This window comes from Collimonas sp. (assembly GCF_035566555.1).
Classification (GTDB): Bacteria; Pseudomonadota; Gammaproteobacteria; order Burkholderiales; family Burkholderiaceae_D; genus Collimonas.
This window is the reverse complement of sequence record NZ_DATMRB010000100.1, coordinates 1-14,452: the sequence shown is the minus strand read 5'-3', so window position 1 is coordinate 14,452 and position 14,452 is coordinate 1. Positions and strand designations below refer to the sequence as shown.

At 62.0% G+C, this 14,452-nt stretch carries 14 protein-coding genes; 6 read left to right on the top strand and 8 right to left on the bottom strand.

The genetic code is table 11. From position 1 onward, the window contains the following. Positions 1 to 2 precede the first annotated feature (2 nt). The 7 genes from VNZ65_RS13105 to VNZ65_RS13075 form a co-directional block, all read right to left on the bottom strand. Positions 3 to 2,504, bottom strand: coding sequence for an ABC transporter permease (locus VNZ65_RS13105; protein WP_414649123.1), 2,502 nt, complete (start codon positions 2,502 to 2,504; stop codon positions 3 to 5). After that, positions 2,504 to 3,088 (bottom strand): DUF4126 domain-containing protein, encoded by a 585-nt coding sequence (locus VNZ65_RS13100; protein ID WP_325669654.1) that lies wholly within the window; start codon positions 3,086 to 3,088, stop codon positions 2,504 to 2,506. Before VNZ65_RS13100 ends, VNZ65_RS13105 begins: the two co-directional genes overlap by 1 nt. A gap of 284 nt (positions 3,089 to 3,372) precedes the next feature. Further along, complete coding sequence (gene aroC, locus VNZ65_RS13095; protein ID WP_325669652.1) at positions 3,373 to 4,464, bottom strand: chorismate synthase; 1,092 nt, start codon at positions 4,462 to 4,464, stop codon at positions 3,373 to 3,375. A gap of 151 nt (positions 4,465 to 4,615) precedes the next feature. Beyond that, on the bottom strand, positions 4,616 to 5,710 hold the full coding sequence (locus VNZ65_RS13090; protein ID WP_325669650.1) for a nucleoside hydrolase: 1,095 nt from the start codon (positions 5,708 to 5,710) through the stop codon (positions 4,616 to 4,618). A 28-nt stretch (positions 5,711 to 5,738) separates the two neighbouring features. Next, a complete protein-coding gene (locus tag VNZ65_RS13085; protein WP_325669648.1) occupies positions 5,739 to 7,625 on the bottom strand; it encodes an MFS transporter in 1,887 nt (628 codons plus the stop codon). A gap of 144 nt (positions 7,626 to 7,769) precedes the next feature. After that, positions 7,770 to 8,189, bottom strand: coding sequence for a TM2 domain-containing protein (locus tag VNZ65_RS13080; protein WP_325669646.1), 420 nt, complete (start codon positions 8,187 to 8,189; stop codon positions 7,770 to 7,772). 159 nt (positions 8,190 to 8,348) lie between these two features. Next, on the bottom strand, positions 8,349 to 8,795 hold the full coding sequence (locus VNZ65_RS13075) for a CBS domain-containing protein (protein WP_325669644.1): 447 nt from the start codon (positions 8,793 to 8,795) through the stop codon (positions 8,349 to 8,351). Between the two features lie 169 nt (positions 8,796 to 8,964). On the opposite strand from VNZ65_RS13075, the gene VNZ65_RS13070 reads away from it, so the two are divergent. The 4 genes from VNZ65_RS13070 (at position 8,965) to VNZ65_RS13055 (ending at position 11,807) form a co-directional block, all read left to right on the top strand. Then, complete coding sequence (locus VNZ65_RS13070) at positions 8,965 to 10,278, top strand: O-acetylhomoserine aminocarboxypropyltransferase (protein WP_325669642.1); 1,314 nt, start codon at positions 8,965 to 8,967, stop codon at positions 10,276 to 10,278. 1 nt (position 10,279) lies between these two features. Continuing rightward, positions 10,280 to 11,140 carry an alpha/beta hydrolase gene (locus VNZ65_RS13065; RefSeq protein ID WP_325669640.1) on the top strand — a complete coding sequence of 287 codons (861 nt, stop codon included), beginning with the start codon at positions 10,280 to 10,282 and terminating at the stop codon, positions 11,138 to 11,140. A 30-nt stretch (positions 11,141 to 11,170) separates the two neighbouring features. Then, on the top strand, positions 11,171 to 11,485 hold the full coding sequence (locus VNZ65_RS13060; protein ID WP_325669638.1) for a DUF962 domain-containing protein: 315 nt from the start codon (positions 11,171 to 11,173) through the stop codon (positions 11,483 to 11,485). Between the two features lie 118 nt (positions 11,486 to 11,603). Then, positions 11,604 to 11,807, top strand: a complete 204-nt coding sequence (locus tag VNZ65_RS13055) for a hypothetical protein (protein ID WP_325669636.1) — start codon at positions 11,604 to 11,606, stop codon at positions 11,805 to 11,807. Here the strand turns inward: VNZ65_RS13055 and VNZ65_RS13050 are convergent. Beyond that, positions 11,763 to 13,076 carry a YihY family inner membrane protein gene (locus VNZ65_RS13050; protein WP_325669634.1) on the bottom strand — a complete coding sequence of 438 codons (1,314 nt, stop codon included), beginning with the start codon at positions 13,074 to 13,076 and terminating at the stop codon, positions 11,763 to 11,765. The two genes, VNZ65_RS13055 and VNZ65_RS13050, sit on opposite strands and share 45 nt — an antisense overlap. 97 nt (positions 13,077 to 13,173) lie before the next feature. Between VNZ65_RS13050 and wrbA the strand changes: the two genes are divergently transcribed. Together wrbA and VNZ65_RS13040 are read left to right on the top strand one after the other, a co-directional pair. Continuing rightward, positions 13,174 to 13,803, top strand: coding sequence for an NAD(P)H:quinone oxidoreductase (wrbA, locus tag VNZ65_RS13045; protein ID WP_325669632.1), 630 nt, complete (start codon positions 13,174 to 13,176; stop codon positions 13,801 to 13,803). Continuing rightward, positions 13,800 to 14,240, top strand: a complete 441-nt coding sequence (locus VNZ65_RS13040) for a DUF2069 domain-containing protein (protein ID WP_325669630.1) — start codon at positions 13,800 to 13,802, stop codon at positions 14,238 to 14,240. The genes wrbA and VNZ65_RS13040 overlap by 4 nt, the downstream gene beginning before the upstream one ends. Positions 14,241 to 14,452: the final 212 nt, after the last annotated feature.

Genomic DNA, 14,452 nt, shown 5'->3' with positions numbered 1-14,452 from the left:
CTTCAGGCCTCGCGCAGCGTTTGCAGCGGCGGCTGGCGCAATACGTGGCGCAGACCGACCCAGCCGCCGGCAAAGGTGCAAGCGGCGCCGATCGCCATCCCCGCCAGCCAGACCAGCGGGCTGAAGGTCCAGGTGAAGCTGAAGACATACTGCGCCAGCGCCCAACCGATGGCGGCGGCGCCGCTAGCGGCGAGGAAACCGGCCAGGCTGCCGATCAGGGCGAACTCGATCCATTGCGACTGTGACAACTGCTTGCGGGTGGCGCCCAGCGCGCGCAGCAGGCCTGCTTCACGGGTACGCTCATCCTGCGAGCCGACCAGCGCCGCATACAGCACCAGCGCGCCGGACGCCAGCGTAAACAGGAACAGGAATTCGACCGCCGCCACCACCTGGCTGATCACGCCCTGGATCTGCTGAATGACGCTGCCGATGTCGACCACCGTCAGGTTGGGGAAATCGCGCGTCAGCTGGTTGCCGAAAGCGGCCTGCGCTTCCGGCAGCTTGAAGGCGGTAATCCAGGTTTGCGGCATGTCGTGCATCAGTTTTGGATTGAGGATGACGAAAAAATTCACCCGCATCGAGCCCCATTCCAGCTTGCGGATGCTGGTCACCGGTGCGCTCACCAGCTGGCCGGCGATGTCGAATTGAAGCTGGTCGCCCAGCTTCAGCTTGAGGGTCTTGGCCAGCCCCTCTTCGACCGAGGCAGCCGGCTGGCTGTCGTCTAGCCAGCGGCCGGCGGTAACGGTGTTCTGCGGCGGCAGCTGCAGCATGGTGGACAGATTGAATTCACGGTCGACCAGGCGCTTGGCCTTGTCCTCCGGATAGGTATCGGCCGTAATCGGCTTGCCATTGACCTGGGTCAGACGGCCGCGGATCATCGGAAACAGTTCCGGCCGCGCGATGCCGATTCCCTGCAGGCGCTGGCTGATCTCGGCGCGCTGGTCGTCCTGGATATTGATCACAAAGCGATTTGGCGCGTCAACCGGGGTGGCTTGCTGCCAGGCGCCGATCAGGTCGCCGCGGATCACGGTCAGCAACAGCAGCGCCATCAAGCCGAGCGACAAGGCTACGATCTGCACCACGGTCGCCGCCGGCCGCCGCTGCAACGCAGTCAACGCGAAGCGCCAGCTGGGATGGCGCGACAGGCCGCGGATATAGCGCGAGGCCTTGAGCGCCAGCCAGCCGAGCAAGGCGAACAGGCCAAAGCCGCCGAGGAAACCGAGCGCAGTCAGCAAACCCAGCTTGAGGTCGCCGGCCTGCCATAACAGCAAGCCGATGAAGGTCAGCGTTCCAAGGCCGTAAGTGGCCAGCACCAGCGCTTGCGGCGCATCCTGCTCGCGCCGGATCACGCGGTTGTGCGGCACGTTGCGCAGTTGCAGGATGGGCGGCAAGGCAAAACCGATCAGCAGCAGCAGGCCGGTGATCAATCCTTGCAGCGCAGGAATCGGGCTGGCGCCCGGCAGGTCGCTGGAGATGAATTTGCCGAGCAGTTCCAGCAGCATGAAATGCGCGCCGAAGCCCAGCAGCACGCCGATCACGCTCCCGGCCAGGCCGATCAGCAGGAATTCCAGCAGATACAGCTGGGTCACCTGGTTCTGGGTCATGCCAAGGCAGCGCAGCATGGCGCAGGCATCCAGATGGCGCAGCATGAAGCGGCGCGCCGCCATCGCTACCGCTACCGCCGCCAGCAGCGCCGACAGCAAGCCCACCAGCGACAGGAACTGTTCGCCGCGGTCCAGCGTGGCGCGCATTTCAGGACGGCCGTTTTCCAGGCCCTCGATGCGCACGCCCTTGACGTTTTCGCGGTTGATGTCGCTTTCCACCCACTTCTGGAAATCCTGCACCTGCTGTCCCGGTCCTGCCAGCAACAGACGATAAGTGACGCGCGAGCCGTCCTGGATCAGGTTGGTAGAGGCCAGGTCGGCCATGGACAGCATCACGCGTGGCGCAAAATTGATGAAGCCGCTGCCGCGGTCGGGTTCGATCACCAGTACTTTGGCGACGGTGAAGCTGCGGTCGCCCAGCTTGAGAGGATCGCCCACCTTCAAGTTCAAGGCCGTCAGCATGTTGGCGTCCAGCCATACCGTGCCGGCCGCCGGCGTCTGCCGTACGGTCTGCTCGGCGTCGCCGGGGGCATCGGCCACCACCAGGCTGCCGCGCAAGGGATAGCCGGCCGTGACGGCCTTGAGCGAAGCCAGCTGCGAGCGGGCGTCGTCGCCCTCGCCGGCTAGCGCCATGCTAGGAAACACTACGGTATCAGCCAGGGTCAGGTGGCGCCGTTCAGCTTCGCTGCGCCAGGCGGGGTTGATGCGCTGGTCGGCGGAAATCAGCAGGTCCGCTCCCAGCAGCTGGTGCGCATCGCGGCTGAGGCCGGCGCGCATGCGGTCGACAAAGAAGCCGACCGCGGACAATGAGGCAACTGCAACAATCAGGGCTATCAGCAAGAAGCGTAATTCGCCGGCGCGCCAGTCGCGCTGGGTCATGCGTAGAGACTGCAAAAAAATCATGTGGCAAGCCTTTGGAAGACCCAGCGGATACCGCGCCAAAGTTTAGGCACCAGCCAGATCGCAAACAGAAAAAACAGGAACAGGAAGGCAAACAGCAGCCAGGGATGGAAAAACGCCGCCCACAAGCCGCCCAGCACCGTCGCATCCTCGGAAAACGAAGCGGTCCAGTTGCTCAGCGGCTCCGGCGAAGTATTGATCATGGCGCGGCTGCCGGCCTTGGTGGCATGCGCACCCAGAGCGAAAGTGCCGCCGACCAGCGCCGCCACCGTGGTCCAGGCCGGGTCCATGTGGCCCATGGCGGCTACCGCCAGAATGGCGCCGGCCGGAATCCGGATGAAAGTATGAATGGCGTCCCACACCGAATCCAGGCCGGGAATCTTATCCACCAGAAACTCGATCGCAGTCAGCAGGCCGGTCACGCCGATTACCCAGGGCGATTCCAGTATCTGCAGCGCCTGCGGCAGGTCGATCCAGCCGGCGCGGCCGAACCAGCCGGCGATGAACAGCGCCATGTACAGGCGGATGCCGCTGGCCCAGGACAGGCCGCCAGCCAGGGCGGCACTGGAAAGCGTATCAATCATGATGTCCCCTTCTCTTTCCGGATCGGTCGGTTTCAGGCATGCCTGTCTTGCTGCTTCATCCATCATATACGAAGCACAATCGCAACAAGCGTAACGTAAACCTACGCCAGCCGCCGAAGATTAGCCAGCAGGATCGCAAAATCTCTGGCGGACTGAGGCCGGCGCGCAACTGGCAGCGGCGGCAAACGGCGCGCCGCAACCGCTGGCGAGTGAACATCCATAGCGCGAGCACAAAGCAAAACGCCACCGTATCACGGTGGCGCAGGCAGGAAATACTGGGGAAATTACTGCGGATCGACCAGCCGTTCGACTTGCACATCCCCGCATTGCGCGCGATGACGCAGGGCATGATCCATCAAGACCAGCGCCAGCATGGCTTCGGCAATCGGCGTGGCGCGGATGCCGACGCATGGATCGTGGCGGCCAAAGGTCTCGACCGTGGCGGGATTGCCCTGCTTGTCGATCGATTGCTTGGGCGTGCGGATGCTGGAAGTCGGCTTGATGGCGATCGAGACGGTGATGTCCTGGCCGCTGGAAATGCCGCCCAGGATGCCGCCGGCGTTGTTGGTGAGGAAGCCGTGGCGGGTGATTTCATCGCCGTGCTGCGAACCCTTTTGCGCCACGCAAGCGAAACCGGCGCCGATTTCCACGCCTTTGACGGCGTTGATGCCCATCATGGCATAGCCGATTTCGGCGTCCAGCTTGTCGTACAGCGGCTCGCCCAGGCCGACCGGCACATTGGAGGCCACGATATCGATGCGGGCGCCGCAGGAATCGCCATCCTTGCGCAAGGCATCCATATACGCTTCCAGCTGCGCGATCTGGCTGACATTGGCGGCAAAAAACGGATTGTTCGGCGCATGTTCCCAGGATTCGAAAACGATCGGCAGCTCGCCCAGCTGGCTCATGCAGCCCTTGAAAGTAGTGCCGTACTGCTGCAGCAGCCATTTTTTGGCGATCGCCGCCGCCGCCACCGCCGGCGCCGTCAGGCGCGCCGAGGAACGGCCGCCGCCGCGCGGATCGCGGATGCCGTACTTCTGCCAGTAGGTGAAGTCGGCATGGCCGGGGCGGAAAGTGTCGATGATATTGCCGTAATCCTTGCTGCGCTGGTCCTGGTTGCGGATCAGCAGCATGATCGGGGTGCCGGTGGTTTTACCTTCGTAGACCCCCGACAGGATTTCGACCGTATCCGGCTCCTGGCGCTGGGTGACATGGCGTGAGGTGCCCGGCTTGCGGCGGTCCAGGTCGGGCTGGATATCGGCTTCCGACAATGCCATGCCCGGCGGGCAGCCATCCACCACGCAGCCAATGGCCGGGCCGTGGGATTCGCCGAAGTTGGTGACGCTAAACAGACTGCCGAAGGTATTGCCGGGCATGATAATCCAGAGAAAAAGGGGCTGAAAAGCATGATTTTACCAGCGCAGCGGGCTGGATAGTTAGCCGGGCGCCGCCATCATTGCTTTTATGATATCGAAATGTGATGCAGACCGGACTGGAGCGCGCCAGCCCGGCCTGCCTGCGCAAGGTTCAGGGCAATTTAGCCAGCTGCACCGTCAGCAGGTCGAAGAAGCCCTGGGTATCGCCTTCTGTGACCCAGCGCGCGTTTTCCGGCTTCTTGGTGGCGTGGTAGTAATCGACCACGGTTTCGCCGAAGGTCGGCCCTTCGCGGGTATCGACTTCGACATTCACCATGCGGCCCTTGAACATGTCCGGCCTGAGCAGGTAGCCGATGGTGGTGGCGTCATGCACCGGACCGCCCGGCAAGCCGTACTGCTTGATGTCGTGCTCGACATAGGCGTCGAGGATGTCGGCGGCGATCTTGCCGGCGTTGTTGCCGATCTTGCGCAGCCGTTCGATGCGTTCCGGACTGGTCAGCATCTTGTGCGTCACATCCAGAGGAATCACGGTCAGCGGCAGGCCGCTCTTGAACACCACGTCGGCCGCATGCGGATCGGCGAACACATTGAATTCGGCGGACGGCGTGATATTGCCGCCGTTGAAATGGGCGCCGCCCATCATGATGATTTCCTTGACGCCCTGGCGGATCTCGGGATTTTCGATGAGCGCCATGGCCAGGTTGGTTTGCGGGCCTAGCGTCACGATGGTGATGCTTTGCGGTGTTGCCGCCAGCAGCGTTTCGATCAGGTATTGCACGGCCGAGCCTTTGGCCAGCGGCTGTTTCGGTTCAAAGATCTTGACGCCGGTGACGCCTTCGGCGCCGTGCACTTCGGCGGCATAGATCGGCGTACGCAGCATCGGCCGCGAACAGCCGGCATATACCGGCACGTCCGGGCGGTTGGCCCATTCCCGCACCATGCGCGCATTGCGTGCGGTGTAGCGCAGCTGGACATTGCCGGCCACCGTGGTGAGCGCCTTGACGTCCAGGCGGTCGCGTGCGGACAAGGCAAGCAGGATGGCGATGACATCGTCGGCGCCGGGATCGGTGTCGATGATCAGGGGCACTGGGCCGGCTACGGCGGCTAAGGTGGTTTGCATAGGCAGAGTACTCAGTAATAGGCTGCCGGCCAGCAGCTTGCCGCCGCTGGCGAGGAAGCGGCGGCGTGCGGACTGCAGCGATACGGCATCATCCAGCAGGGTATTCGGGGCATTTTTTTTCGTCATGACACTTTATCCTTTTCTGTCTACGTCGTTATTTCCACTCGCCGCGCAAAGCCTGCACCTGCTGCTGCAGGTACTCAGGCGTTGCCTGCCCCGGCGCCACCGGCTCGCCTACCGCCAGCTGCAGCGCCGACAGCGGACCGCGCTTGAACGAGCGTTGGAAGGGATTGCCGCCGCTGCGGGTCCACATGCTGCCCCACAGGCCGCGCAGCGCCATCGGAATCACCGGCACCGGCGTGCGGTCGATGATTTTCTTGATGCCGCCGCGGAATTCGTTCATTTCGCCGGTGCTGGTCAGTTTGCCTTCAGGGAAAATGCAAACCAGGTCGCCGTCTGCCAGCGCCGCCGCGATCTGGTCGAAGGCGCGCTCCATCAGTTGCGGATTTTCCTTGGCCGGTGCAATCGGGATCGCCTTGGCGGTCTTGAACAGCCAGGCCAGCACCGGCACCTTGAAGATGCGGTGGTCCATGACGAAGCGGATCGGCCGCGGGCTGGCCGCCATGATCACGATCGCATCGACATAGCTGACATGGTTACACACCAGCACCGCCGCGCCTTCGTCCGGAATGCGGTCGCGGTTGAAAGTGGTGACGCGGTGGATGGTGTGGATCAATATCCAGGCCACGAAACGCACCAGGTATTCCGGCACCACGGTGAAGATGTACACCGCCACCAGCGCATTCAGGATCGCCGTCGTCAGGAAAATCTGCGGAATGGTGAAACCCAGGCTGAGCAGGGTCAGCGCCACCAGCGCCGCCACCACCATGAACAAGGCGTTCATGATATTCATGCCGGCGATCGTGCGCGACAAATGCTGGCGGTCGCAGCGGGTCTGGATCACCGCGAACAGCGGCACGATGTACAAGCCGCCGAACAGGCCGATCATCACGCAGTCGAACAGGATGCGCCAGCTGCCGTGCTGCTGCACGAAGCCGCCCATCTCCACCGCGCTGACATTGGTGTAGCTGAGGCTGGCCAGGAACAGGTCAAGGCCGAACACCGACAGGCCGATGGCGCCGAACGGCACCAGGCCGATTTCCACCTTATGGCCGGACAGGCGCTCGCACAGCAGCGAACCGGCGCCGACGCCGAGCGAGAACACCGTCAGCAGCAGCACGAAGACGCTATGGTCGCCATGCAGGTAATTTTTCGCATACAGGGGAAATTGCGCCAGGATGATGGCGCCGTAGAACCAGAACCAGGAATTGGCCAGCATGGCCAGGAACACCGGGCGGTTCTTGCGCGAAAAACTCAGGTTGCGCATGGTTTCGGTGACAGGATTCCAGTTGATCTTCAATTCCGGTTCGGCGGCCGGGGTGAGCGGAATGCCGCGGCTGAACAGCCAGCCGAGGATCGCGATGGCGACGGTGCCGCCGGCCACCAGTTCGATGCCCCATGGCTTGTGCACCACCAGCACCGCGCCCAGGACCTCGCCCAGCAGGATGCCGACGAAGGTGCCCATTTCGATGATGCCGTTGCCGCCCACCAGCTCGTTGGGACGCAGCTGCTGCGGCAGGTAAGCATATTTGACAGGGCCGAAAATGGTGGAATGCACGCCCATGCCGACCACCGCCAGCACCAGCAGCCACAGGGTATGCGTCATCCAGCCGAGCGCGGCGACCGACATGATGATAATTTCCAGCACCTTGACGTAGCGCGCCAGGCGCGACTTCTCGAACTTGTCGGCAAGCTGGCCGGCGGTCGCCGAGAACACCACGAAAGGCAGGATGAACAAGCCCGGGATCAAGTTGTTCAGCACATTGACGTCCATGCTGGTCCAGCTGAGCGCTTCGTAGGTCAGGATCGTCAGCAACGCGGTCTTGAAGACGTTATCGTTGAAGGCGCCAAAGAACTGAGTCCAGAAGAACGGCGCGAAACGGCGCTGGCGCAACAAGGAAAATTGACTGGATTTGGACATAGGTAGGCTAGGGAGAAAACTGCGCAGTAAGGCAGTGGTGGATAGTTGATTGTTTTACAGGACCGGCACAAGCCGCCGCCGCGGCAGCTTGCCACATCAGTCCTGACGCCCTGGCGTCAATCCCTCGGTAATGATTCAAGCCTCTTACCCGCGCTGCGCATTTTTCATCGAAATCTGGTCGTTGAGAGTCCAGAAGTCGTACAGCACGCCCAGCAGGAACAGCCCGCCGGTAAACAAATAGAGGATGCCGGTGATCCATTTGCCCTGGTACATGCGGTGCACGCCGAAAAAACCGAGGAAGGTCAGCAGCAGCCAGGCGACGCTGTAATCGATGGGGCCGGCGGTAAAGCGCAGGTCGGCCTGGCGATTCATGCTGGGGATCAGGAACGCATCGATCAGCCAGCCGACTCCCAGCAAGCCGAGCGTAAAGAACCAGATGGTGCCGGTGACCGGCTTGCCGTAGTAAAAACGGTGGGCGCCGGTAAAGCCGAAAATCCACAGCAGATAGCCCAGCACCTTGCTATGGGTATCGATCACAGAACCGTCGGGACGGATATTATTCATGGGCAAATTCTTTCTAATCGATAAAAGACACGTAACTGACGCCCCGCAGCCGCGGCCGGGCCGTCCAACCCGCCATTTTGCACTAATGACAGCTATCTAACAAAAAAACCGTTTGCGGCATCTTGCTGCCGCAAACGGTCTTCGTCAGGTAGGGCTGCCCTATTCTTCGGCAGCTGCAGGCCAGTCGCGGATATAGGCTTTCAGCATCTTGTTTTCAAAACCCTGGGCATCCAGCACCGCTTTCGCGACGTCGTAGAACGACATCACGCCGAGCAGGGTGCGGGCATCCATGATCGGCACATAGCGGGCATGGCGCTCCAGCATGATGCGGCGCACTTCGTTGACTTCGGTGTCCGGCGTCACGGTGATCGGGCTGTCGTCCATATGCTTGCGCACCGTGTTGCTGCCGACCGCGCCGCCGTTCTGGTGAATCGCATTGAGCACTTCGCGGAAAGTCAGCATGCCGATCAGCGTACCGAACTCCATCACCACCAACGAACCGATATCCTTTTCCGCCATCGTGTTGACGGCCTCGATCAGCGGCGTTTCCGGCGTCACGGTGTAAAGGATATTGCCTTTGACTTTGAGAATTTCAGATACTTTCATGGTGCCATCCTGCCTTTGCTTGGGTTGTGGACAACTCTGAAAATGATAGGCGGTTTTCAAAGTTAGCCTTATGCTTGTATCCAGAATGTAGCGTAAGCCAGAGCAAAAATCTACCGCGCAGCGCAGCATCCGCCCTATATATCGAAAATAGAAGGAGACTTCCTACACCATGAGCAACCCTCATTACCCCGGCTTCGACACCGTGTCGCTGCATGCCGGCAGCGTGCCCGACCCTGCCACCGGCGCGCGCGCCACGCCGATCTACCTGACTTCGGCCTTTGTTTTCAAGGATTCCGACCACGCCGCGTCGCTCTTCAACATGGAACGCGCCGGTCACGTCTATTCGCGCATTTCCAATCCCACCAACGCGGTGCTGGAAGAACGCATCGCCGCACTGGAAGGCGGCGTCGCCGGGATCGCCGTGGCCAGCGGCCAGGCCGCCATGCATCTGGGCCTGGCGACCATCGCCGGCGCCGGCTCGCATGTGGTGGCGTCACGCGCGCTGTATGGCGGTTCGCACAACCTGCTGTCCTATACCATGAAGCGCTTCGGCATCGAGACTACCTTTGTCGATCCCGGCGATATCGACGCCTGGCGCGCGGCGATCCGGCCTAATACCAAGGTGCTGTTCGGCGAGACGCTGGGCAATCCGGGGCTGGATGTACTGGACATCCCGCGCATCGCTGCGCTGGCGCATGAGCATTACCTGCCGCTGATGGTCGATGCCACGTTTACCACACCGTACCTGCTGCGCCCTTTCGACCACGGCGCCGACCTGGTATTCCACTCGGCCACCAAGTTCCTGTGCGGTCACGGCACCGCGGTCGGCGGCCTGCTGGTCGATGGCGGCACTTTCGACTGGCAGCAGGCATATGACAAAAGCGGCCGCTTCGGCGAATTGTGCGAACCGTACGAAGGCTTCCACGGCATGGTGTTTTCCGAAGAGTCGACGGTGGCGCCGTTTGCGCTGCGCGCGCGGCGCGAGGGCCTGCGCGACTTCGGCGCGGTCATGAGTCCGCACAACGCCTTTGCCATCCTGCAAGGCATAGAAACGCTGGGACTGCGCATGGAAAAGCATGTCGCCAATACACGCAAGGTAGTGGAATTCCTGGCTGCGCATGCAGCGGTGGAATCGGTGGCATATCCGGAATTGCCTTCGCATCCCGGCCACGAACTCAGCAAGACGCTGCTGCCCAAGGGTTGCGGCGCGGTGTTCTCGTTCAACCTCAAGGGCGACCGCGCGGCCGGCCGCCGCATGGTCGAGTCGCTGAAAATATTTTCGCACCTGGCCAATGTCGGCGACGCCAAATCGCTGGTGATCCATCCGGCTTCCACCACCCATTTCCGGGTGCCGAGCGAGCAGTTGGCCGCCGCCGGCATCAGCGAAGGCACCTTGCGTCTGTCCATCGGCCTGGAGAATGTCGAGGACCTGATCGAAGACCTGGCCTTCGGCCTGAAGATGTCGCAGCGGAAGGAGAAATGACATGTTGCTGAAAACGCACTTCCGCGACACTGAGCACGACACCTATTGCTACACCGGCGGCAAGGCCTTCGATCCGGCGCTGCCGACCGCGGTGTTTATCCACGGCGGCCAGAACGACCACTCCGTCTGGATCCTGCAAACCCGCTATTTCGCCCATCACGGCTTTGGCGTGCTGGCGGTGGATTTGCCGGGACACGGCCGCAGCCAGGGGCCGGCGCTGACCACTATCGAAGACTTGTCCGACTGGCTGAGCTGCGTGCTGGACGCCGCCGGCGTCAGCAAGGCGGTCCTGATCGGCCACAGCATGGGCTCGCTGATTGCACTGGAAAGCGCCGGCCGCCCGCAGCAATCAAGCCGCATCGCCGGCATTGCGCTGGTCGGCAGCGCCTATCCGATGAAAGTCGCGGACGCGCTGCTGGATGCCGCCAACAACGCGCAGCAGAGCGCGATCGACATGGTAAATATCTGGTCACACTCCACCATGTCGCCCAAGCCGTCGGCGCCGGGGCCAGGCTTTTACGTGCAGGGCGCCAGCCAGCGCCTGATGCAGCGCATCGCCAGCCAGTCGACCGCCAGGCCGACCGTGTTCTATACCGATTTTGCCGCCTGCAATGCCTACGCCAATGGCGAACGGGCTGCCCAGGGCGTCGCTTGCCCTACCCTGTTCCTGCTGGGCCAGCGCGACCTCATGACGCCGGCCAAGGCCGCTGCCGGCCTGATCGGCGCCATCAAACAGGCCAAGGTAGTGCAGGTGGAGGCTTGCGGCCATGCCTTGATGGCGGAACAACCGGACGCGGTGCTGGAGCATCTGTTCAAATTCGCCGGGACAGCGACAGTTGCGGCGCTTGCCGCAGGAGACTAAGCTTAGCTAACGGCCCCCTGAGGAGACAGAATGCCTACCGTAATGAAGTATCAGACTTTCGCCGAGTTCTATCCCAGCTACCTCAGCCAGCACAGCAACCGTACCTGCCGCCAGCTGCATTTCGTCGACTCCACGCTGGCGCTGGCGTCCTTCGTCATGCTGGTATTCACCGGCAACCTGTATTGGCTGCTGGCAGCGCTGCTGTGCGGCTACGGCTTTGCCTGGGTCGGCCATTTCGCGTTTGAAAAGAACCGGCCGGCGACCTTCAAGCAGCCTCTGTATTCTTTCCTGGGCGACTGGGTGATGTATTGGCAGATGCTCAGCGGGAAAGTGTCTTTTTACTAATTATGTAAAATGCGGTGCGCAGTAATGTGAACCGTTTATCCCGTAGAATGCATTTCTTTATTTTCCGACATCGCCCTGGATGACAGCGACGACGTAGTGTAATGCGACAGGAGTTTTTATGGGAACATCGGATAGCGATCACATACCGGCACTGCTCAAGGAACCCGGCACGGCTGGCGCTGCGCCGGCGCCTCAGCGCCGGCCCATGACTTCGTTTTTGATGAACTACACCCAGCCGACTTATGCCGGCAGGATAAGCATCAGTTATTTCTGGACTTCAAAACTGCCGCAGGGCGGCACTATCAAGGTGCGGGTCGGCTAGATTTTCGCGCTCGAAATGGGCCGTCAGGCTCTGTTCCAGACCGTGTTCGATGGCGCTTTCCACGCACTGATCAAGGCCGCTGTCGATGGCCCTGCCGGCGGCCGGGTTCCAGACGAACATGCGGTAGATGTCGGCCAGTTTCAGCACTTCCGGATTGGCCAGCAAGATCCAGCCGTCGACATTGATGCGCACTTTGCGTCCCCACTGGCTGCGCGCCGCCATCTCGGTCTGCACCCGGCCGACCCAGCCGGCCTCCACCATCTGCTGCAGCAGGCTTTCGGATTCGTCGAAGCCGAGCCGGGTAGCGCGCCGGATCTGCCCTGCGACGACTGCCGCCGAGCTGCTCCGAACCCGCGCCTGATACAAGACCTGCAGCACCGCAATGGCGTCGACGAAAGCGCTGCCGGGCGACGGCACATGCCACCAGCGCTCGTACTTCACCACCGGCAGCGCGGCTGCCAGCAGCGCTCCCACCAGCGTGATCATCCACAGCATGTAGATCCACAAAAGGAAAATCGGCAAGGCCGCCAGCGCCCCGTAGACCATGGTGTAGGTCGGAAACTTGAGGATGTAGGCGGCAAACACGCGCTTGGCGATTTCAAATGCGATACCGGCCAGCAAGCCGCCCCAGATCGCATCGCGCCAGTCGACACGCTGGTTCGGCACCGCCACGTACAGCAAGGTAAAGGCGCCAGTGGTCAGCGACACCGACAGCAGCGTGTAGAACCAGCGTCCGACCCAGCTCACCACCAGGCCGTTGGCCGCCGCCGACAGATAAGACGTGACGGTGATCGAGATACCGATCAGCAAGGGTCCAAGCGTAATGATCGCCCAGTACACCAGCACCCGATGGATCCACGGCCGCTGCGTCTTGACGCGCCAGATGCGGTTGAAGACATGGTCGACGGTCGACATGGTCAGCACCGAAGTGGCGATCAGCGCCACCCCGCCCAGCGCCGACAAGCTCGCCGATTTGGTGGCGAACTGGTTCAGATAGCCGAGAATCGTGTTGGCGACGCCGCGCGGCATCAGGTTATGCACGAAATACTCTTCCAGCGCGGCGCGAAAGGTGCTGAACAGCGGAAATACGGTAAAAATCGCCAGCGCGATGGTCAGCATCGGCACCAGCGCCAGGATGGTGGTGAAGGTCAGGCTGCCGGCCACCTGCGGCAAGCGTTCCTCGTCCAGGCGGCGCGCAGCGAAACGAAACAGGTCGCGCAGCTCCACCCAGGACAGCCCGCGCAGTCGGGATAATTTTATTGACGTCATGCGTTACCTCATTTTGCCCGCCGCGGCACATCATGAAACCGGGCGCGGCATGCGTTTTGCACCATGAGTTGGCGCTAAAGCGCCCTATAATACCAAAATGAACTCATCCAACATTAACGTTATTACACCGATTCTGGTTTTGTACTATTCGCGCCATGGTTCGACCCGTAAGCTGGCCGAGCTGATCGGCCAGGGAATCGACTCGGTAGCGGGCTGCGAAGCCCGCCTGCGCACCGTGCCGGCAGTCTCCACCGTGACCGAAGCCAGCGCCCCCGACATCCCGGCCGAGGGCGCGCCCTATGTCGAACTGGCCGACCTGCAGGAATGCGCCGGCCTGGCGCTCGGTTCGCCCACCCGTTTCGGCAACATGGCTTCCGCCATGAAGTATTTCTGGGACGGCACCAGCACCGACTGGCTGGCCGGCACCCTGGCCGGCAAACCGGCTTGCGTATTCACCTCCACCGGCAGCTTGCACGGCGGCCAGGAGTCGACGCTGATGTCGATGATGACACCCTTGTTGCATCATGGCATGCTGATCATGGGCCTGCCCTACACCCTGCCCGAACTGATGACTACCGCCAGCGGCGGCACTCCCTACGGCGCCAGCCACTGGTCCGGCATGAACGGCAGCCAGCCGATCTCCGCCGAAAGCCGCACCCTGGCCATCGCCCAAGGGCGGCGACTGGCCGCAACCGCCTTACAACTCAAGCCAGCGGGGTCAAGATGACCACCAAACTGAAACCCGACACGGCAACCCACCCCTTGCCGCACGCCGCCCGCCAGCCGCGTTTCTTTTATCTAGGCGCGGTAGGCAGCCTGCTGGCCCTGATCGCACTGGGCCTGGCCTGGGAACTGGTGCTGGCGCCGCTGCGTCCCGGCGGCTCCTGGATGGTGCTGAAAGTCCTGCCCTTGCTGTTCCCCCTGCGCGGCGTCCTCAAGCGCGACGTCTACACCATGCAATGGGCTTCGATGCTGATCCTGATCTACCTGACAGAAGGCCTGGTCCGCGCCACCAGCGACAGCAACCTGCTCAGCACCAGGCTCGGCTGGCTGGAAGTGGCGCTGAGCACCATTTTCTTCCTGTGCACCATCCTGTATCTGCGACCGTATAAAAAGGCCGCCAAGGAAGTCGCACAGCAGGCGATAAAGAAGGCGTCGCAATAAGGCGGCCCGGTAGCCTGAAACAAAGAGGCTGTGGGTTTTGACGTTGCCGTTGGTTTTGACGTTGCCGTTGGTTTTGACGTTGGGGTTGCTTTTGACGTGCCCCGCATGAAGACGTTGCCAAATCCGGCGCGTGTCAGCCGGGAATTGTGAGGGGCATGTTTGAGCCGAAGGCGAGTTTTGCCCCTCACCCGGCTGGCGCGCGCCGGATTTGG